Origin of the sequence: Phyllobacterium sp. (genome assembly GCF_037994405.1) — a bacterium.
Taxonomy (GTDB): domain Bacteria; phylum Pseudomonadota; class Alphaproteobacteria; order Rhizobiales; family Rhizobiaceae; genus Phyllobacterium.
Genome location: NZ_JBBNAN010000289.1, coordinates 1 through 20,452, shown reverse-complemented (window position 1 = coordinate 20,452; position 20,452 = coordinate 1). Strand labels below are relative to the sequence as shown.

Genomic DNA, 20,452 nt, shown 5'->3' with positions numbered 1-20,452 from the left:
CACAAAACTCGCAGAGCCCGTTGCCGTGGCAGTGGAACCGGAAACTGCGATCATCGCGTCGGCCGCGTAAACATAGCACGGAACAGTTCTTCCGACCGTCGCAAACCTTCATCGCTTAGAACGACAGACTTCGACTTGTTTGCGGGATTTGCAATCAAGCCCTTCTGATGCAAACGGTCCATGACGCCCCAGTCAAACCCTTTCCAGGCTCGACGCTCGTCATGCAAAAAATCCTGTGGCCCTCACCTGATGCGTACGGATAGTCCCTAGGTCCAGGGATTTATCACCAACACGGGCTGAGGAACCACAAGAACGGTCGGACCTTAATATGAGTTCGCGCATTTGGGAATTCGACCTTAGGCCAATTTCACACTTATTGTGATTGCCGCGAGGCTTATAACACGGAGCCTTCGTTGACAGCTGTCAACAAACTGGCTTCGGGTCCTGCGAAGAAAATTCTGAATGTCCGGGTGAGGGGACATACAAGGCATGCGTGATCAAACTTGGTTGACAGCCGTCAACCGCGGACTTGCAGGATAGTCATTAAAATGCGTCCCGCCTGATTCATCCTTTGTAAACCACAATTCCATAGAGTTTGAACAATTGCCATTTTGTAAGCGAGTACCTCAATTGTCCAAGCGTAAACAGGCATTCCCGAACGAATTGCAAGCTCCGGCAATTTCGCGCCGCCACCTTCTTTTCGGAGCGGGATCCATGGCCGTGCTAGGCGTCTCCGGATGCACGCAAACAACATTTGATCTGCCGGAAATGAATATTGATGCCATGCCCACCAGCGGCATCCGCCCGCAGATTAGCATTGACAAGTCCGTAACCGTTCCAGATGTGATGTATGCTGCGGTTCAGGAAGGGCCTTATTCGCTCCCCGCCATTCCCTATCAAAAGATCCCGACGCCATTCCGCCGACAGATCGTGCTCGATCCCACCGGCGAACAGCCCGGAACAATTGTCGTACGGCTGCAGGAGCGTTTCCTTTATCTTGTGCAGCCTGGTGGTGACGCTATCCGTTACGGCGTCGGTATTGGCAAGGCTGGTTTCTTATGGAGCGGCCGCGCCAACATTCAATATAAAAAGGAATGGCCGCGCTGGACGCCGCCACGCGAAATGATCCAGCGCAAGCCTGAACTGGCCAAATATGAAAACGGTATGGAACCTGGCCCGCAGAACCCGCTGGGTGCTCGTGCGCTCTATATCTTCAAGGATGGCATCGATACCGGCTACCGTATACACGGCTCGCCGGAATGGTGGTCGATTGGTCAGTCCATGTCATCGGGATGTGTGCGCCTGATCAACCAAGATATCATCGATCTCTATAGTCGCGTGTCCGGAAAGGCGACGGTAGTGGTTGGCTAACCGTTGCAATCCGTCTAATGTACGCCAACAGCATCCCAAGTGATTCTTCTGGTAATTGCCACACCGATGTGCCTATCGGGCCAGTGGAAGTTAAGTGCCGTATATCTTCCGCTTCGCTAATCATCTACCATATTTCCAATGGTTTGTGATTCTGGTCATTTGTCCCTTCAAAATTTACTTCAGCCCGTGGTTGCGGCAGAAGATGCGTTGGCACGGCTAGATGATCGTCTAGGGCGCAAGGGGGATTTTAGCCAAGCCAATGCCCGGCGGTCGCGCGACGGTCTGTTGCGTGAAAACGAGGGCTGGATTGCCCGGGCACACTTTATGGAAGCATGCAATGCATTATGGCTTGCCGGCGAACTTGTTCACATCGAGGATCTCGTACTGCACGACGCGCGCATGGATATTCGCACTCCAACACACGAACTGACGAAAGCGCATGCCATTTTGCGGACACGCCGCCAGATAGCAACCAATCCGCCGACTTGGGCACTCAGTTCGAAAGGTATTGCCAGCCTTCGAGGACGCGCGGGCACGGATGCTTTGATAAGGACGATTGCAAACACCCCCAGTATCGAAGCCGAGATCGACATTGATATTGAGACCAAATCGCAAGCCGAAAATGATTTCCAAGATGAGTTGGCGCGGCTCGACGCCTTGCTCGACCGCTCGGAGCGGTTGCTGGCGCATCCTGCCGGTGACAATGAATCAAGCGCCCAGCTCAGGAAGGGGCGGGGGGAAACGGCATCAGATTCAACCGCGGTAACTCCGGACGGTGACCCACTCGTGTACGATCCGGACTGGGATGAAGATAGGCGACTCGAGCAATGGCTTTCCGCTTGCGATCAGACGCGCGACTTGCCGCCACTTCTTGCGGCTGCGGTCGCCTGGGACGCCTGGGAAGCTATCGAACCGCTACAACACCAGCATTGGCTCGGACCCATGCTGGTTTCTGCGGTGTTGCGCGAACGCGGCAAGACGAAATCGCACCTCGCTGCTTTCAATGCCGGATTGCGGACCATTTCGCGTGATCGTCGTCGGGCACGTGACCGCACAACGCGTCTGATCGCATTCCTGGAGGCGGTACAAGTATCAAGTGTAACAAACTTGAAGGAAGTCGAGCGGTTGAGTCTGGCACGGATGCAAATGGAGCGAAAATTGAAGGATCGACGTTCGACGTCGAGCCTGCCGGGTATGATCGATCTTATTTTGTCGCGCCCCATGGTATCGACAGCCCTGATTTCCAAAGAGCTAAAAGTCACACAGCGCGGAGCGCTCAATCTCATCGCGGAACTTGGCGTGCGCGAAATGACGGGGAGGGGGCGTTATCGCGCTTGGGGAATCGTCTGATTTCCTATCCGCTAACACGAAGCCAACCTGTTCACCGATAGCACAATTGCCATTTTCGGTTCCTCAGGAATCAATAATACAATCCTGCGTTTTACTTTTTGTCCCTTCTACGTCTAATTGTATTCTTTCATTCTGGTTTTAGACCAATGCACACCCTTGATCAGGACTCTTTTCATGTCTGACGAAACATCGCCGCGTTTCAACTCGCACTTTGATGCAGACGCAGCCATTACGCTCAAAGACGGAAACTCACCGCTCCAGGACCGCAGCAAACCGGTAAGGGCACCTCATGTCCAGTTGGATATCGCCGAAGAGTTCATTCGCGATAACGTCTACAACCCGATCACTATCGTCGATATCGCAACCGCTACCGGCCTCAACATTCGCGCACTGCAAAGGCTCTTCCGGAAACACCACAACGCTACGCCGAATCAGATGCTCGCCAGTTTTCGTATCGCTACCGCGCGCACTTTGATCCTCTGCGGACAGGCGACGTCGGTACGGCATCTGACGGCAAAACTACACTTCTCCAACCCCGGACGCTTCAGCAAGCTCTACCGGGCAACCTATTCGCACACGCCATCGGAACATATCCGCGCACGGCAGGACCCTGCTCAGCGATAAGCCGCCGACTGGTCGAGAAAATCGTGGAAATGAGCAATGACGCCATTGCAGTCGATAAAGATAACCGCATAGGCAGGCGGCTCGTGCGTGACCGCAATTCTGTCGGGCGAGAAATCAAGAGCAGACTGGTGATTGGTTCCACGCAAGACGCTGACGGGAATACCCCGCCAACTGCCGGCAATCGGCCGATGCGCATGGCCCGCAAAAATATGGCGTACATTGCCATGACGCTGCAATAGCGCGTAAAGCGCATCCGCCTCGATAATGCCCATCCGGTCCAGAAGCGGCATATGGATGGGAAAGGGTGGGTGGTGCGAGAAGAGGAATACCGGCCGATCCTTTGCTTCCTCCAGACGTGCCTGTAGCCAATGCATACGTACATCATCCAGACGCCCCTCCGGCTTACCCGGAAGAAGAGTGTCGAGCATGACCAAGCGACCCTCTGCGGTATCTTCCACGCCATGGACGAAACCATCCTCCGAACGCGCTGTGCCAAAGACGTTGAGGAATGCAATTCGATTATCATGGTTGCCGAGCATCAGCCGAAACGGCGGCACAAGCTTGGCCAATTCATTCGCCAGAGCGCGGTATGTAACGTCCTCACCCGTTTCGCTGAGATCACCGGTAAAGATAACCAGCTCCGCATCCGAATGATTCTGGTTGATATCGGCGATGCAGGCCTGAAGCCGCGCCAAAGGGTCAAGTCCGCACAAGGTCTCGCCCGGAGTTACAAGATGCAGATCGGTCACCTGGATGATTTTCATGGTCCGTCCGTCTCGAAGCGATTGGTCAGGAAGACAACACCGCAGGAACGCGCGTGCTCCCACGTTGAATGAGGGGCGTGTTCAAGCGTTCATGTACTGGCGGATGATCTGGGTCTGCCTCGCGGCGGTCAAGCAATGCGACCGCATGCGCGGCCATCACGGACGCATCCTGTTTGAAGGTCGTCAGATTGTAGGCATCCCACGCCGCTTCGGGGATATCGTCAAATCCGATGATGGAAAGATCCTCGGGGATCGAAAGTTTTGTATGGCGCCGGACGTAGTCCATCAAACCGAAGGCAACCAGATCGTTCACGCAGAACACCGCTTGCGGCCATTGCGCACCTGAGAACAGTTGCTGTGCCGCTTCCTGACCGCCGGCATAATTTGAATTACTGCCATTTCCAATCATACAAATGGCGCCCTGCGATTCGGCTTCGTGGCGAAAGCCGTACTCGCGCTCAACGGTGGTCGGTGTGCGCGAAAGCGCCCCGGCGAACCCCAACCGCTTCGCACCCCTGCCCAGGAAAAAGCGCGCTGCCTCCCGGCCTGCGCCTTCATCATCGACATTGACGTCATCAGCTCCCGTCTCCGAGCGTCCAAGCACGATCAACGGCTGGCCATTGCGGCGTGCGAGGTCGACGAAAGAGGAGGGCGGTGAGCCTGACAGAATAATGGTCGCTTCAGCGCGGTAGCCGAACAGCGTCTTCTGCGCTGCCACCAATTCCTCTTCAGTACTGCCGGTATTGATAACGATGGGAACACTGCCGCGGTGGATAAGCGCCTTGGTCAGGGCTGCCATGAGATGTGAGCGATAGCCAAGCTCCGGATTGGAAACCACAAGTCCGACAAGACGGCTCTTGCGCGCCAGAAGGCCACGCGCCAGATCATTGACCTGATAGCCGAGCGCTTCCGCAGCTTCCATGATCTTCTCCCGCTTTTTGGCCGAGACGCTGGCACCGGGTGTGAATGCCCGCGACACAGCCGAGCGCGAGACGCCGGCACGTTTTGCAACCTGCAGCGCGCTGACATATTGCTTGTCGTCTTTCGACGACTTTTTACTTTTGGATCCCATCTCTCTAATGTCCGACCTTGGATAGTACGTCTGCGCGTAAGAATCGCTCCACAACCAGCATGAAGCCTATGGAGGGCACGAGCAACAGCAGAGCCGTGATAGAAGCGATCTGATAATTGCCGCCGGATCCCGCCGTATAGAGCAAGAGCGGCAGTGTGGTCACATCTGGAGCACCGACGAAATAGGTGCCTGTGAACTCATCAAGCGATTCAAGAAACACAAAGATTGCACTCGCCATCAGCCCTGGCGCGGCGAGGGGAAGCGTAACATCGCGAAATGCGCGAAGCGGGCCTGCACCGATGGAACGCGCTGCTTCCTCAAGGTCGACATCGACGGCTGAAAATGCTGCCGTTGCAATCCACACTGCGTAGACCAGCCCGTGGGTGACGTGCACCATGACCACGCCTGCAATCGTCCCATTAAGGCCGATTTGATAGAAAAACCGGGCAATGTTCACATAGACCGGAAGGTTGGGGAACGCCTGCGGAATGAGAAATGCCAGGAGGATGAGGCCGCGGAAAGGCAGCTTCAATCGCGATAGCGCATAACCGGCCGGGATCGCCAGCGCCAGCGAGGCGATGACGGCAAGAACGGCTACAACGATGCTCGTCAGCAACGATTCCATGGCGTTGCCGCGCGGCGAAAAAACCCGCTGCCAGAAGCTGAATCCATATTCCAGCGGCAGCATGTGCGGGAAGTACCATTTCTCCGCGACCGTCCACAGAACGAGGTTGGTCAATGGCCCGAAAATAACAAACGCCAAAAGACCGAGGACGAGCGCGCGCGGCAGCCACCAGAGATCGATACGGGCCATCATGCGCGCTCCTTCATCGATTCGCGCAGATATATCAGAGCAACGCCCGCCGTCAGCAGCAGAGAAATCATGCCGAGTGCATTGGCCACGCCGTAGTCTCCGTGGGCATTGATGCGGAAAGCGATGTCGGCAGTCAGCATGGTCGGCGATTGCGCGTTGATCATGAGCGGGACGGAAAGAACAGACATCATCGTGACGAAGGAGAGAATCAAACCCACCAGCAGAGTAGAGGCGATCTGCGGCACCACAATTTCAATCAGGATGCGCAAGCGCGAGGCGCCAAGATTGCGTGCGGCTTCAATCGTGCTGCGATCAAGCGAAGCCATGGCTCCGGCAACGAGCAGGGTCACGAAAGGCGTCTGCTTCCAGACAAAGGCGATAACGATACCGCGCCAGTCGAGAAAACCGACCGTCTGCAGTGGGGTCAATATGCCCAGACTGACGAGGATATTGTTCATCAGTCCATTCTTGGCGAGAAACGTCCGCAGAACCTGGCCGACGACGATGAACGGGATGAACATCGGCCAGCGATAGAGCCAGCGTAGCAGCGCGACGGCGCGCGGATTCTCGCCGAGGGTCAGATAGCCACCGATCGCAATCGCAAAGAAACAAATGAGCGTGGTCGAAACAGCCACGATCACCAGCGTAAAAATCATGTCGTTCAAATAGAGCTCGAACGACTTGCTGAAATTGCCGAAGCCCAGCGTGTCGCCAACCTCGAATGCACCCACAATGGACGCAAAAAGCGGCACGATGAAAAACAGCACGATCATAACCAGTGCCGGTAGAACCAGGAGAACGGCGAAAAGGCGTTTCTGCATCGAGATGATCCGGGGAGGGGAGGGGGATCGCCGGGCCCGACCGGCGATCTCCCGTAAATGATTAGTTGGCTACATTTTTTTCATAGGCTTCGAGAATCGCGGAATTATAGGGCGCGATCGGGAAAGGCTTGGCCTTCGTGGCCAGATCGTTCGGCGAGATATCGACGAAGAGCTTGTCCCAGCTTGCCTTGTCGAGCTGCGGCTGCACGTACTTCGCATCGATACCGGGATACCAGTTGAATCGCTTGACGATGCCCTCCGCCTGGACCTTCGGGCTAGTGGCCAAGGCCACGAACTTCTCCGCCAATTCTGTGTTCGGGCTCTTGGCCGGAATGACATAGTGCATCGGCTGGCCCGGCATGCCCGGTGCTGGCAGGAAAAGCTTCATTTCAGGCGGGAGCTTGCCATCGGCCTGCCAGGAATAGAACATGTCGACCCAGACCGGACCCATGGCGATCTCGCCGCGGCTCAGCATATCGAGTGTTCCGGCATTTCCCGGCGTGAGGGTAGCATTGGTGGTGAAATCTTTCAGACCGGCAAAAGCCTTGTCCCACTTCTTCGTTTCTGCTTCCTCGAAGGGGCCCTTCATCAGCTTGTTGGCATCACCGTCGCCAAAGGCATAGATCCAGCCCATAACAAAACTGACACCCGAGGCGCCCCCCTTAATACCGTTATAGCCGAACTGTTTGGGGTTCTGCTTCGCCCAGGCAACAAGTTCCTCATAGCTCTTAGGCGGATTGGGGACGAGCGAAGGATTGTAAGCGATCGCCGTCTGGCTGGAGAACATCGGCATGACATAGCCATCGACGTTGGCGCCGAGTGCCATCCTGGCTTTTTCAGTGGTAACCATTTCACCGGACGGGATCTTCGAACGGTAGGACTCGAGATAACCTTCCTTGACCATCGGCCCGGCGAACTTCTCATGGACAACAGCGACGTCCGCGTCCCATTTGTCGACATTGGCCTTGGCTTGCGCATCAAAGCGTTCAACGATTTTCTGCGATCCGGCATCACCAGGACCAGTTCCAATCACGCGCACTTTGGTGCCTGGATTTTCCTTCTCGAAAAGAGGACCGAGATAGTCATTGACATAGTCGACCATGTTTTGGTCGCCTGCTGTCAAAACCGTCAAGTCAGCCGCGGCGGCGGGCGTTGCCGCCAGTGCGAGGATGAGGGAAGTCTGTAGTAGCGCTTTCATTGATAACTCCCTTGAGCAAACATGGATAAGTGGCAGTCTTTTGGATGGCAGCCGGTTCATTGTCTGCCAATTTCTCAATGCGCAGGCGTATTGAAGATAAACAGCGATTGCGCCGGTATGCGCACCTTCACGGCTTCGCCCTGATCAAACGGCGTATCGGCATCGACAAGGACCTCGTCTGCCCCGAGGCGCACGGCGTGGCGCCAATGGCCACCCGGATAGCTGACACTCGTAACCTGTCCGTGCAGTTCGAGCGCTCCCGGTTCAGGCGCTCCGCCGTCACCGTGACTTGCAAGGCGCGCAGCTTCCGCACGAAAACGCAGCTCGACTGGCCCGCTCTCCAAGCTTCGTCCATGGCGGGCCGTCAGCGTGGAAGGATTGAATGCGCCTTCCATGATTTCGACCTGTTCGCCTGTGACCCGTGCTCGCATCGAAAGTAGATTTTCCGCGCCCATGAATGCGGCGACGAAAGGCGAGGCGGGCTTGTTATAAACCTCTTCGGGCGAGCCCTGCTGTTCGATACGGCCGGCATTCATGATGACGATCCGATCCGCCATCACCATCGCTTCCTCGCGGTCATGTGTAACGTGGATCGCCGTGATGCCGAGGCGCTTTTGCAGCGAACGGATTTCATGGCGCACGGTCAGCCGGATGCGTGCGTCGAGATTGGAAAGTGGCTCGTCGAGAAGCAGAATTTCCGGATCGATCGCCAAAGCCCTGCCAAGCGCAACACGCTGGCGTTGGCCGCCAGACAGCTGTCCCGGCTTGCGATTGCCAAGACCGGAAAGGCCAAGAAGTGTTTGCATCTCGGCAACCCTGGCGTCGATCTCGCCGCGAGAGCGCTTCTGCAGTTTCAGCCCGTAACCGATGTTCTGGGCAACCGTCAGGTGCGGCCACAGCGCATAGGATTGGAAGACCAGTGCCATGCCACGTTTGTCTGGTGGCAATTGCGTCACCTCGCGATCGGCAACGTGTATTGAACCTGCAAAGGGCTTGGCAAAGCCGGCAATCGTTCGCAGCAATGTCGTCTTGCCACAACCGGAAGAGCCAAGAAGGGCGACGAATTCACCTTTTTCAATCCCGAGGTCAAGATTGTCGAGAACTGTTGTCGTCCCATAGCCGACGCGCAACTTCTCTACCTTGAGGAAAGCCTGCATAACCATGTTTCACCCCTGATTGCACAGCTGCGCAATTTTTTCTTTGTACTGTCTGTTTATAACAGCGGCGTGACAAGCGAAAAATTTTCAACGGCATTTGAACAGCCAAAGAGGGAGGCTCCTTATTCGCTCAAACGCGCAGCTTTGATTCCCGCCTGGGGCGAGAAGCTGTAACATTTGTGTGACGTGCAGTTGATCTGTCCTCGGTGCCCTGTGAAAAACCCAATTGGCGCCTATAGGAGACGCAGGGCGCACGGCAATTCAGCCTCAAATCATTACAAAAGTATAATTTGTAATGGGCCGTGGAGCGATTAGTGCTGAGGTATTCGGTGCACCCCTGAGGACGAGAAATGTCATGAAGCGTATCGGTCTCCTGATCGTTGTAATTGCTCTTGTCGGCATCGGCCTGTTCCTCGTCTATCCCGAAGTATTTCATCGTGCGTCCTCACCTGTTGCTGGAGCAGCTTCCACCTCTGCCGAGGCCGGCTCTGCGGCAAAGGCAGGAAATAGTCGTAAAGGTGCTGGCGCTGCATCCGTGGTGGTTGCCGCGGCAAAATCGGAAGATGTTCCTGTTACCAAAACAGTCGTCGGCACAATGGAGCCGATCGATACGGTGGCTGTGAAGCCGCAGATCGACGGTGTTGTCGTCGCTACTCAGGTCACTGACGGCCAGATGGTCAAGACAGGGGACGTCCTCTTCCGTCTCGATGACAGGGCCATCCGGGCGATGATCGGCAAGGATCAGGCACAGCTTGCCAAGGATCAAGCCAGCCTGGTGGCAGCCAACCAGGATCTGGCCGGGGCCCAGGATCTCCTAAAGCGCGGCGTTGATACCAACCAGCAAGTCTACCAGGCCGAAGCAGTTGCGAAGGTGCTCGAAGCATCGATTGGCATGGACAAGGCACAGATCGAGGCCGACCAGGTTCAGCTATCCTATACGACAATTACCGCGCCGATCGACGGTCGCGTCGGCGTGATCAACACGTCGGTAGGCAATCTGGTCCGCAGCGCTGACACCGGCAATGGCCTTCTCACGATAACGCGGATGGCACCGCTGCGTGTCGCTTTCACGCTGGCTGAGCGCGATCTTCCCGCGGTTCGGGCTGCCGTGGCGCAACAACCGACGAGTGTTGCAATCAAGCTCCCCGACAGCAGTGATACGATCGCGACAGGCACGTTGAATTTCATCGATTCAAGCGTCGATACCGGTTCGGGCACGGTCGTGCTCAAGGCCGATATTGCCAATGCGGATGGCGCGCTGTGGCCAGGCCAATATGTGACTGCAGTCCTTGAGCTCAGTGTTCACAAGAATGCAACGACCGTACCGCTTGTGGCCGTCCAGCAAGGGAATGACGGATCCTTTGTCTTCGTCGTTCACCCGGACAAGACAGTTGCCAAGCAAATGGTCACACTCACCGATACGGTTGGCGATACGGCGGTCGTGGCTTCAGGCGTTTTGCCGGGAGATCAGGTGGTTGTCGACGGACAGCTCCATTTGCAGGACGGCGCTCCAGTACAGACAAGCCCGCGGGCGGATCTTGCATCCTCCACGGCTTCGCCGACCCAACAGGCGGCAAATGAAACCGGAACCGTCAAATGAACATTTCATCGGTCTTCATTCGGCGCCCAATCGCAACAATTCTCCTTTCCGTTGCCCTCGCGGCAGCCGGCATTTTTGCCTATCGGTTTCTGCCCGTTGCTGCCTTGCCGACTGTCGACTTCCCGATCATAACGGTTTCGGCCAAGCTTCCAGGCGCCGCCCCAGATACCATGGCCAATGCCGTAGCGACGCCGCTTATCAAGCAGTTTTCGACGATTCAGGCAATTTCCACCATCAGTTCGACCAGTACCCTCGGCTCGACACAGATCACCCTCGAATTTGATCTCAATCGCAATATCGACCAGGCGGCCGCCGACGTTCAGGCGGCGATCGCCAGCACCTTGCGGCGACTGCCGGCGAACATGACGACTCCGCCAAGCTATCGGAAAACCAATCCGGCCGATGCGCCCGTCATTCTTGTCGCGCTGCAAAGCGATACGATGCAGCTGTCAAAGCTTGATGATTATGCCGAGAACGTCTTGTCACCAGCGTTTTCGACCATTGATGGCGTTGGTGAAGTCCAGGTGTTCGGTACAAAGCAATATGCCGTGCGCGTCGAAGTCGACCCGAATGCCGCGACGGCCCGCGGGATAGGTCTGGATGAGCTGACGACTGCGGTTGCAAACAACAATTCGATTGCACCTGTAGGGACGATATCAAGCCCGACGCAACAAATGGCGATCGAGGCTGATACGCAGGCACAAAACGCCGATACGTTCCGTCAGATCATCGTCAAATCATCGAATGGCAAGCTGGTACGCCTAGGGGATGTTGCGCGGGTCATCGATTCCGTCGCCACCACGCAGACGGAAAGCAGATATGACGGCAAGCCCTCGCTCGTCCTGGGCGTGTTTCGCCAGCCAGGCGCCAATACGGTGGACGTCGTCGACCACGTGAAGGCCATATTGCCCCAGTTCGAAAAAGACCTCGGCCCGTCTGCGGCCATTCACCTGCTGAATGACCGCTCAGCCTCGATACGGCAAGCGGTTTCGGATGTCGAGTTCACCCTCTTTCTCACCATTGGCTTGGTGATCCTGGTGATCTTCGTTTTTCTGCGCAGGCTTTCTGCCACGATGATACCGATCGTTGCGGTACCGCTTTCACTAATCGCGACGCTGGGTGCCATGTATGTGCTCGGCTTTTCAATCGACAATATCTCGCTCCTCGGTCTCACGCTTTCGGTAGGGCTGGTGGTCGATGATGCGATTGTCATGCTGGAAAACATAACGCGTCATATTGAAGACGGCATGGCACCGTACGAGGCAGCGTTGAAGGGCAGTGAAGAAATTGGCTTTACGATCATATCGATCACCACCTCGCTTGTTGCCGTATTCATACCCATCCTGCTTATGGGCGGCGTTGTCGGGCGCATCTTTAATGAGTTCGCCGTCGTGGTGACGGTTGCTATCGTTGCCTCGGCGTTCATATCGCTGACGCTGACGCCCATGCTTTGCAGTCATTTGCGTGGTGAAACACACGGTGAAGTTGCAAAGAAGCCAATCACAGAACGTGTCTTCGATGCGGTTCAGGCTGTTTACGGCCGGATCCTCGATCTTTGCCTGCGCTTCCGGCCCGTTATCCTAGTCGTGTTTCTGCTCACAGTCGTAGTGACCGCCTTTCTGTTTACGACCATCAACAAGGGGTTCCTGCCGACCGAAGATATCGGGCAATTGTCGATTTCGACCGAGGCGCGGCAGGATATCTCATTTGACGCCATGGTAGCGCTGCAAAAGCAGGTTGCGGATGCCATTTCCAGCCGGCCCTACGTCGCGCACGTCGTCTCCACCGTCGGTGGCGGTTTTGGTTCTTTCAGTCTCAACCAGGGACGTTTCTTCGTCGAATTGAAGCCGAAGGCACAACGCGCGGATCTGGAAACCCTTTTGAGGGATCTTCGCCAGACCCTGGCAAAAGTCCCTGGGATCACCAGCTATCCGATTGCTATACAGAACCTGCGGATCGGTGGTGTCTCTTCCAATGCGCAATACCAATACGTCCTGCAAAGTGTCAGTTCAGCTGATCTCTATCCCTGGTCGCAGAAAATGATGCTTGCGATGCAGCAGGACCGGACCACCTTTGTCGATGTATCGAGCAACCTGCAAAACAATGCGCTCCAGGCCAATCTCGTCATCGATCAGGACAAGGCTGAGCTCCTTGGCATCAATTCTGATCAACTTCGCAACACGCTCTATTATGCCTTCGGCACCAACCAGGCATCCACCATATTCTCGACAGGCGACAGCTATGAGGTCATTCTCGAACTTGATCCGTCGATCCCGTGGACGGCCGACAAGCTCGACCAGATGCAGATAAGATCTACGACGACTGGCAAGCTGATACCGCTTTCAGCCTTTGCCCATGTGGAGCGCAAGACCGGCCTGTTGGCGGTCAATCAGCTCGGTCAGCTCCCTGCGGTCACGATCTCATTCAACCTGCCGCAAGGCGTCCCCCTCGGACAGGCCGTACAGAAGCTCGATGCGCTGAAGACAGATCTCAATATTCCGAACACAATCACGTCGAGCTTCACCGGTACGGCCCAGGTATTCCAGCAGTCGCTCGCCAATCAGGGACTGCTGGTCGGTGCAGCCATCCTCACGATCTATATTGTGCTCGGCATTCTTTACGAGAGTTTTGTCCACCCGCTAACGATCCTGACCGGCTTGCCTCCAGCCGCGGCGGGCGCACTCGCAACGCTGGAGTTGTTTGGCTACGACCTCAGCGTTATCGCGATTATCGGTATCCTGATGCTCATCGGGATTGTGAAGAAGAATGCGATCATGATGATCGACTTTGCGCTTGCCCGACAACGCGCAGGCGAGACTTCCTTTGAAGCCATCCGCGAAGCGTGTCTCGTGCGGTTCAGGCCCATCATGATGACGACGCTCGCGGCGCTGATGGGCACGATCCCGATCGCCGTCGGCGCGGGTGCCAGTTCCGAGCTTCGCCAGCCATTGGGTGTGGCGGTGGTCGGGGGACTCGTGGTCTCCCAGATTCTCACGCTGTTCATCACACCGGTCATCTTCCTTTATATGGAAGACCTGTCGCGCATTTTGGGCAAGATCGGCAATCGCTTGCGCGGTAAGCACGAACGGCTGAGCGCCCCCGAAGCGCCGGTCGAATTGCGGCGCGCGGCGGAATGAATTGACTGCGCTCAAACCCGCGCTGCGACAGGGCAGGGGCCTACGCATTGCGGGTTACCCCGCAGTTGGTAGAACTTCACAATATGGAAAACGGCAATGATGCTGTATCATCAGCACAACAGGCAATTGTGTAAGCACAAAGCGTCCCGGCGGTGGAATTTACGCCAAGACAAGCGGATACAGTGCGAAGAATTGTGCGATGGGGGCAGCAACTTCATATCCACCTGAACGGCTCACCAGAATTGCTGGCTCGATGTTCCGTGTTCAGCCACTTGGAACTTGTCCCGTGCTCCTAACAAGTCCCTTGCAGCAGACACAGAAGATTTTGGCGCTTTTTCTTTCCACTGTTTCTGGTCGTCGGCCATTCATACCGATCGCGTCTGTCGTTACGCGACCCTCGCGTATTTCCGGAACCCGTGCCACTTCCGCCGTTCATGCCTCCGCCCGAGCCGGATCCGCCCATGCCAGAGCTTGTGCTTCCGTTGGAGCTCGAACCAGATCCGCTGCTGCCACCCATGCCGCCGCCGGTGTCGCTCCCGGATCCCATTCCGCCGCCAGGATCGCCGCCACTCATGCCGCCGGTATCTTGTGCGAGCAGTACCGCTTCTTGCAGCGCAGAGCCGCCGGGCGCAGCGTAGGGTTCAGCTGAAGCGTACGCGCTCTTGTGAGAACGAACAGATACAAGGACTATACTTCCAAATAAAATAAAACTTCTTCGACTAAGAAGCAGCATCGCAGCCTCCTATTATTGGCACGCAAGTAATACAATGCTAAATAATATAGCTTAAAATATCCAATTCGTATATAATCACTAAGAGTTAAAGTAGATGACGATCATCGCATAACCCGAATTTTCTTCGAAGGTGAAGTATGCATGAGCGAAAACTGGGCTATTTGTGTTGGCATTAACAATTATGTGAACTTGCAGCCGCTTGAATTTGCCGAGCAGGATGCAGAAGCATTGCGCGATTTCTTCAAGAGCGAGACAGGTTTTCAGGCGGTCTATCATTTCGCCGAGAATGCGCCCCCAATTATTGGCAATTCGGCCGTGCCGATCAGTGCGGCCCCGACTTTCGGAAGTCTGATGCGATTTCTACGGGTTCGGTTCGATGAGCCGTTCCTCAAGCCAAGCGACAATTTCTGGTTCTTCTTTGCAGGCCACGGCAGACGGGAAGGCAATCAGGACTTCCTTCTGCCCAGCGATGCTGATCCTGGAAATATCGAACAGACCGCGATCCCCGTCAGTCATATTTGCGAGCGCTTGCGGAGAAGCGGCGCAGACAATGTCATTCTTCTGCTCGACGCCTGTCGCAACGAAGGTGCTCGAGATGGCCAGGGTATCGGGCTCGAGCCGCAACAGGGGGTTGTAACCCTTTGCTCCTGCAGCCCCGCAGAACGATCTTATGAGATCGGAGAACTGAAACACGGTGCATTTACGTACGGTCTCCTTGAAGCACTCCGACTCCAGGGCAAGCATAACTGCGCCACTGTCGAGCGGCTCGATGATTATTTGCGTTACCGGGTTCCGGAGATCTGCACCCAATACAGGCGACCGAGGCAGACCCCCTATACATTTGTCGAACCCATTGCCAAACGCCATCTGATCCTTCTGCCGGAGATGGCCCTGCCTGAAGATCTTGAGCCGATCAAACTGGACGCGCTGAACGCCGAAGCAGAAGACGACCTGGCGCTGGCGGAACAGCTGTGGTGGCGGGTCAATGCAGTATCACCCACGGATTCCCAGGCACACGAGGCCATCAAACGTGTCGCGCTGAAAATTGCCCGCGCCAGTCAGGCCGCACCATCCGGCCAGTCCGCTAGCGAAATCGTTGTGCCTGCTGTCGCAAGCAGGCTGATCAGTGATCCATTGAAAGCGCAGCCAACAGGCGACTCCGTTCCGGTCACTACAACGCGTGCGGCTCCATCCGTGACCCGCCGGCAGTTGTTGCTTTTGGGAGCCGGCGGTGTTGCCCTCGGAACAGCGGCAGGCGCGTGGTATATCACACGGAAACCGCCATTCCCCACGATCCGGACCGAACAATTCAAGACGGTGACGGTTAGCAGCGCTGGCGAACTCGGTAATTGGCAATCCCGGACGGGTGAATTCTTCACCGAGCCGCTTACATCCCAAGTTGGACTGGATCTTGCTGTCATACCGTCAGGCCAGTTCCTGATGGGCTCACCCGGCAATGAACCGCAGCGGCGCCCAAGCGAGGGCCCGCAGCACCCGGTGAACATCCGGTCCTTTGCCATGGGCCGCACGGCCCTAACCCAGGCACAATGGCGGGCGGTCCTGATGGCCGTGCCCGATAAGGTCTTTCTTGATCTACCTTTCAACCCTTCCTTCTTTGAAGGGGATGACTTGCCCGTTGAAACGATTAGTTGGGAACACGCTACCGAATTCTGTAGCCGGCTGTCGCAATTGAGCCGGCGCACCTATCGGATGCCGAGCGAGGCCGAGTGGGAATATGCCTGCCGGGCCCAGACCTCGACCCCATTCCACTATGGCCCGACCCTTACGCCGCAACTCGCCAATTATTGCGGTACGGGAGGAGCCGTGTGCGGGATGAACAATGGCAAGGATATTGCCAGCCTTTCCTACAGCGGCACGTCCTATGCAAGTGGGAACTATGATCTGGGGCCTCTCGGCACATTTGCCGGCAAGACCGTGCCAGTCCGGACGTTTCCACCCAACCGATTTGGGCTTCATGAAATGCACGGTAACGTCTGGGAGCACTGCCTGGACACGTGGCAGCCAAGTTACATGGACGCGATGGCAGATGGTGAACCGAACGGAAGTGGTCCGCAGGACCTCCATGTGCTCCGCGGTGGTTCCTGGTCGCACAATCCGGCCATCTGCCGTTCAGCCTATCGTGAGCCCATTCGCGCGGATCTGGTGGGATGGCAGGGGCGCATCGGATTGAGGGTTGTATGCGAGCTTTGAGTTCAGTGAAACCGGAGGGACGAGGCGATGAGCGAACAAAACAAGCAGGTATGGATCTTGACGAGCGATGCGGCTGATATCGGTTTGGATGGCGCACGCGCAGGAGAGGATATTGGAGGCGGTTTTGGGGCTCGCGCCACCTCGGCAATTGTGCGGCGGATTGCAGTCAGTGCCGATGACTTGCGCGATCAAATGGCAAGTCTGCTCGCCGTTGTGGATCATGTCTTTGATCAGGCGCGGGCGATGGGTAATTTGCAACTCGAAGAGATCGAGCTTTCTGTCGACATCAACTCCGAAGGCGGGATCAGCATTATCGGCACAGGCGCCAAGGTTGCCGGCCATGGCGGGGTCAAGCTCCAGTTCAAGCGCAACCAGACAGTGACATTGAAACCAGCAGAAGCCGCGAAAAGCTAAGTCGAGAATTTACGAGCGAATGGGAGGAATGCGGCTATGTGGGGCTCGACAGTACTCGATCTCGGTATCGGATTGGTCTTCCTCTATCTGTTGCTGGCCCTGATCTGTAGCGTCATGCAAGAACTCATCGCCAACGTGACAAGCTGGCGCGGCCGGCATCTGAGGGCGAGCATCAAGGCCATGCTCGATGATCCGAACATGACCGGCTTGGCCAAACGTATCTACGCCAATCCCCGCGTGAGCGGCCTGTCGCTGCCAGGAAAATTACCCAGCTACATACCACCTGAAACATTCTCCAGGGCGCTGATCGATATTCTTGCCGAACAGGGCAGCATTTCCGCCAATACGGACTCCATCCGGGGACCCCTTGCGCCGTTCATTCGCGACGCAGCGGGTGATGTAGACAGATTGCGGTCAGACCTTGAAGTCTGGTTCGACAATGCAATGGACCGCTTCGGCGGCTGGTACAAGCGCAACGTGCAGCTGGTCCTGCTGGCGATAGGAATGTTGCTGGCGATAGGGCTTAATGCCAATACGCTGGAGGCGGCGCACCAGCTATGGACCCAGCCGGTTCTCCGGGCCGCGATCGTCGATCAGGCCCGTGGTTTTTCGACCGAGGCAACCACAGCGGGAGGAGCCGCGCCCGCAAATGCGGGCCCGCCAAACGATATCGGCACGCTGCTTTCAGAGGTGGACAGTGCGCTGCCCGTAGGCTGGACAAATTCGCAGGTCCATCGCCTGTTTGGCAATCCGGCAGCTTCCGGCCAAGAGCAACACGACCTGCTCTTCGCCTGGCTGACGGCAATCGCTGGCTGGACGTTAACGGCGCTTGCTACATCACTTGGGGCACAGTTCTGGTTTGATACCCTCGGCAAGGCCTTGAACATCCGCGCTGCAGGCGAGAAGCCTGTGTGAGAGGCAATCTCGAATTTCCCATCAAAACCACTCAAAAAGAGTTGCACACCTCATTTTCCTGATCTAATACTTTGGTCGGAGGAAATTTCTCGTGGTTAAAATGACGCTCGAAGACGTCGCCCGAGAAGCCGGTGTCAGTCTCGCAACGGTTGATCGTGTCGTGAACGGGAGGATGGGTGTGCATGCGCGCACCATCGAACGCGTCAATGCGGCCATCAAACAGCTTGGGTTTCTGCCCGATCCGCACGCGTCGCGTCTCGCCCGCGGCCGCGACTATGATTTCCGCATCATTCTGCCGACCGGCGAAAACGAGTTCATGCAGAACCTTGCCGCCGAGTTCCGCGCAACGCGCGAACGGCAATTGCAGGAGCGCGTGCGGCTCTCGATCCAGCATGTTGATACGTTCGACGGCATCGCGCTTGCCGCTGCGCTGGAAAAGCTGCCGTCGGGTATTGACGGCGTCGCGGTTGTTGCCCTCGATCACCCAGCCGTCACCGAGGCAATCAACGCACTCGCCGATGCAGGCGTCATCGTCCTGACCCTTGTTTCGGATGTGCCAAATTCGCGCCGGGCGCATTATGTCGGCATCGACAATTTTGCCGCCGGCCGCACCGCCGCCTCTTTGATCGGCCGCTTCGTCGGTCTGCGCAAGGGCAAGGTCGGCATGATCGCCGGTTCGCTCGCACTGCGCGACCATATCGAGCGCCAATTCGGCTTCGAACAGATCCTCTCACGCGAGTATCCCAATCTTGAGGTCCTGCCGGTGCGCGAGGCGCGCGATGAGAACGCACGGGTCGAGGCCGTCAGCCGCTCGCTGTTGCAGGATCATCCTGACCTTGTCGCCATCTACAATGCGGGCGGCGGGCAGGCGGGCGTCATCGCAGCGCTGGAAGCAACGGGGCGCGTATCCGATGTGATTTTCGTCGCCCATGAACTGACGGCCTCAACCCGCCGTCATCTCGTGCGCGGCACGATCGACGCGCTCATCAACCAGGATGCCGGTCACATGGCGCGCAGCACCGCGCGCATTCTGACCGCCCTGCGCGAAGGGCGGCCGATCGTCCCCGGGCAGGAACACATCCGCATCGACATCTTTCTCAGGGACAACATGCCCTGACGGCAGACACTTTGAAGGAGGAGACTTATGAAGACGATCAAGGGACCAGCCATTTTTCTCGCGCAGTTCGCGGGCGATGCGGCACCATTCAATTCCTTCGACGCAATCTGCAAATGGGCAGCCGGGCTTGGCTACAAGGGCATCCAGATCCCGGCCTGGGATGGCCGTCTCATCGATTTGAAGAAGGCTTCCGATTCAAAGGACTATTGCGACGAACTCGCCGGTGTCGCAGCCGCGCATGGGCTGACGATCACCGAACTTTCAACGCATCTCCAGGGCCAGCTTGTCGCGGTTCATCCGGCCTATGACGAAATGATGGACGGCTTTGCCGCGCCGGAAGTGCATGGCAATCCCAAGGCACGGCAGGAATGGGCAGTGGATCAGCTCCAGCGTGCCGCGCGCGCCTCGAGACATCTCGGCCTGAAATCAATGCCGACCTTTTCCGGCGCGCTTGCCTGGCCATTCATCTATCCGTTTCCACAGCGTCCTGCCGGACTTGTCGAAGCCGCATTTGACGAACTCGCCAAGCGCTGGACGCCGATCCTCAACTACCTCGATGGGCAGGGTGTCGATGCCGCCTATGAAATCCATCCGTGTGAAGATCTGCATGACGGCATCAGCTACGAAATGTTTCTGGAGCGGGTGAACAATCATCCGCGGGCCAATCTGCTCTATGACCCATCGCATTTCGTGCTGCAGCAGCTGGACTATCTCGATTACATCGACATCTACCACGAGCGCATCAAAGCCTTCCACGTCAAGGATGCGGAGTTCAATCCAACCGGGCGGCAGGGTGTCTATGGTGGCTTCCAGTCCTGGGTCAACCGCGCCGGACGCTTCCGCTCGCTTGGCGACGGCCAGGTGGATTTCGGCGCCGTCTTCTCCAAGCTGACCGCCTATGATTTTGATGGCTGGGCGGTACTTGAATGGGAATGCGCCCTGAAGCATCCGGAAGACGGAGCCCGCGAAGGCGCCGAATTCATCAATGCACATCTGATCCGTGTCACCGAGCGGGCCTTCGATGATTTTGCCGGTGCCGGCACTGACGACGCGGCCAATCGCCGTATTCTTGGTTTGAGTTAAGAGGGTAGAAGAATGGCAATTGGAGCATCCAGGGAAAAACCCGCGACCCGGCGTATCCGTATCGGCATGGT

17 protein-coding genes are annotated in these 20,452 nt (G+C 56.7%); 10 read left to right on the top strand and 7 right to left on the bottom strand.

Annotated features, from left to right (window positions below):
• Positions 1 to 50 precede the first annotated feature (50 nt).
• Complete coding sequence (locus AAAC48_RS15865) at positions 51 to 227, bottom strand: DUF6429 family protein (protein ID WP_340655101.1); 177 nt, start codon at positions 225 to 227, stop codon at positions 51 to 53.
• A 487-nt stretch (positions 228 to 714) separates the two neighbouring features.
• Here AAAC48_RS15865 and AAAC48_RS15860 point away from each other — a divergent pair, with 487 nt between their 5' ends.
• From AAAC48_RS15860 to AAAC48_RS15850, 3 genes are all read left to right on the top strand, one after another.
• Complete coding sequence (locus AAAC48_RS15860; RefSeq protein WP_340655100.1) at positions 715 to 1,371, top strand: L,D-transpeptidase; 657 nt, start codon at positions 715 to 717, stop codon at positions 1,369 to 1,371.
• Positions 1,372 to 1,509: 138 nt separating this feature from the next.
• Positions 1,510 to 2,721, top strand: a complete 1,212-nt coding sequence (locus AAAC48_RS15855; RefSeq protein ID WP_340655099.1) for an RHE_PE00001 family protein — start codon at positions 1,510 to 1,512, stop codon at positions 2,719 to 2,721.
• Between the two features lie 174 nt (positions 2,722 to 2,895).
• Entirely contained in the window at positions 2,896 to 3,345 is a 450-nt protein-coding gene (locus AAAC48_RS15850) for a helix-turn-helix domain-containing protein (RefSeq protein WP_340655098.1), read from the top strand.
• On the opposite strand, the gene AAAC48_RS15845 is transcribed toward AAAC48_RS15850, so the two are convergent.
• From AAAC48_RS15845 to AAAC48_RS15820, 6 genes are all read right to left on the bottom strand, one after another.
• Entirely contained in the window at positions 3,336 to 4,109 is a 774-nt protein-coding gene (locus AAAC48_RS15845; RefSeq protein WP_340655097.1) for a phosphodiesterase, read from the bottom strand. The two genes, AAAC48_RS15850 and AAAC48_RS15845, sit on opposite strands and share 10 nt — an antisense overlap.
• 25 nt (positions 4,110 to 4,134) lie before the next feature.
• Positions 4,135 to 5,181 (bottom strand): LacI family DNA-binding transcriptional regulator, encoded by a 1,047-nt coding sequence (locus tag AAAC48_RS15840; RefSeq protein ID WP_340655096.1) that lies wholly within the window; start codon positions 5,179 to 5,181, stop codon positions 4,135 to 4,137.
• A gap of 4 nt (positions 5,182 to 5,185) precedes the next feature.
• Positions 5,186 to 5,998 carry an ABC transporter permease subunit gene (locus tag AAAC48_RS15835; protein WP_340655095.1) on the bottom strand — a complete coding sequence of 271 codons (813 nt, stop codon included), beginning with the start codon at positions 5,996 to 5,998 and terminating at the stop codon, positions 5,186 to 5,188.
• Positions 5,995 to 6,816 (bottom strand): ABC transporter permease subunit, encoded by an 822-nt coding sequence (locus tag AAAC48_RS15830; protein ID WP_340655094.1) that lies wholly within the window; start codon positions 6,814 to 6,816, stop codon positions 5,995 to 5,997. Before AAAC48_RS15830 ends, AAAC48_RS15835 begins: the two co-directional genes overlap by 4 nt.
• A 61-nt stretch (positions 6,817 to 6,877) precedes the next feature.
• Entirely contained in the window at positions 6,878 to 8,014 is a 1,137-nt protein-coding gene (locus AAAC48_RS15825; protein ID WP_340655093.1) for an extracellular solute-binding protein, read from the bottom strand.
• Positions 8,015 to 8,088: 74 nt separating this feature from the next.
• Positions 8,089 to 9,177, bottom strand: coding sequence for an ABC transporter ATP-binding protein (locus AAAC48_RS15820; protein ID WP_340655092.1), 1,089 nt, complete (start codon positions 9,175 to 9,177; stop codon positions 8,089 to 8,091).
• A gap of 349 nt (positions 9,178 to 9,526) precedes the next feature.
• Here AAAC48_RS15820 and AAAC48_RS15815 point away from each other — a divergent pair, with 349 nt between their 5' ends.
• The 7 genes from AAAC48_RS15815 (at position 9,527) to AAAC48_RS15785 (ending at position 20,381) form a co-directional block, all read left to right on the top strand.
• Positions 9,527 to 10,771: an efflux RND transporter periplasmic adaptor subunit gene (locus AAAC48_RS15815; protein ID WP_340655091.1), complete on the top strand. Its 1,245-nt coding sequence runs from the start codon at positions 9,527 to 9,529 to the stop codon at positions 10,769 to 10,771.
• Positions 10,768 to 13,908: an efflux RND transporter permease subunit gene (locus AAAC48_RS15810; RefSeq protein WP_340655090.1), complete on the top strand. Its 3,141-nt coding sequence runs from the start codon at positions 10,768 to 10,770 to the stop codon at positions 13,906 to 13,908. Before AAAC48_RS15815 ends, AAAC48_RS15810 begins: the two co-directional genes overlap by 4 nt.
• An 874-nt stretch (positions 13,909 to 14,782) precedes the next feature.
• Positions 14,783 to 16,852 carry an SUMF1/EgtB/PvdO family nonheme iron enzyme gene (locus AAAC48_RS15805; RefSeq protein ID WP_340655089.1) on the top strand — a complete coding sequence of 690 codons (2,070 nt, stop codon included), beginning with the start codon at positions 14,783 to 14,785 and terminating at the stop codon, positions 16,850 to 16,852.
• A gap of 27 nt (positions 16,853 to 16,879) precedes the next feature.
• Positions 16,880 to 17,266: a hypothetical protein gene (locus AAAC48_RS15800; RefSeq protein ID WP_340655088.1), complete on the top strand. Its 387-nt coding sequence runs from the start codon at positions 16,880 to 16,882 to the stop codon at positions 17,264 to 17,266.
• Between the two features lie 36 nt (positions 17,267 to 17,302).
• On the top strand, positions 17,303 to 18,181 hold the full coding sequence (locus AAAC48_RS15795) for a hypothetical protein (RefSeq protein WP_340655087.1): 879 nt from the start codon (positions 17,303 to 17,305) through the stop codon (positions 18,179 to 18,181).
• A 100-nt stretch (positions 18,182 to 18,281) separates the two neighbouring features.
• Entirely contained in the window at positions 18,282 to 19,298 is a 1,017-nt protein-coding gene (locus AAAC48_RS15790; RefSeq protein ID WP_340655102.1) for a LacI family DNA-binding transcriptional regulator, read from the top strand.
• Positions 19,299 to 19,325: 27 nt separating this feature from the next.
• On the top strand, positions 19,326 to 20,381 hold the full coding sequence (locus AAAC48_RS15785; protein ID WP_340655086.1) for a sugar phosphate isomerase/epimerase: 1,056 nt from the start codon (positions 19,326 to 19,328) through the stop codon (positions 20,379 to 20,381).
• Positions 20,382 to 20,452 lie beyond the last annotated feature (71 nt).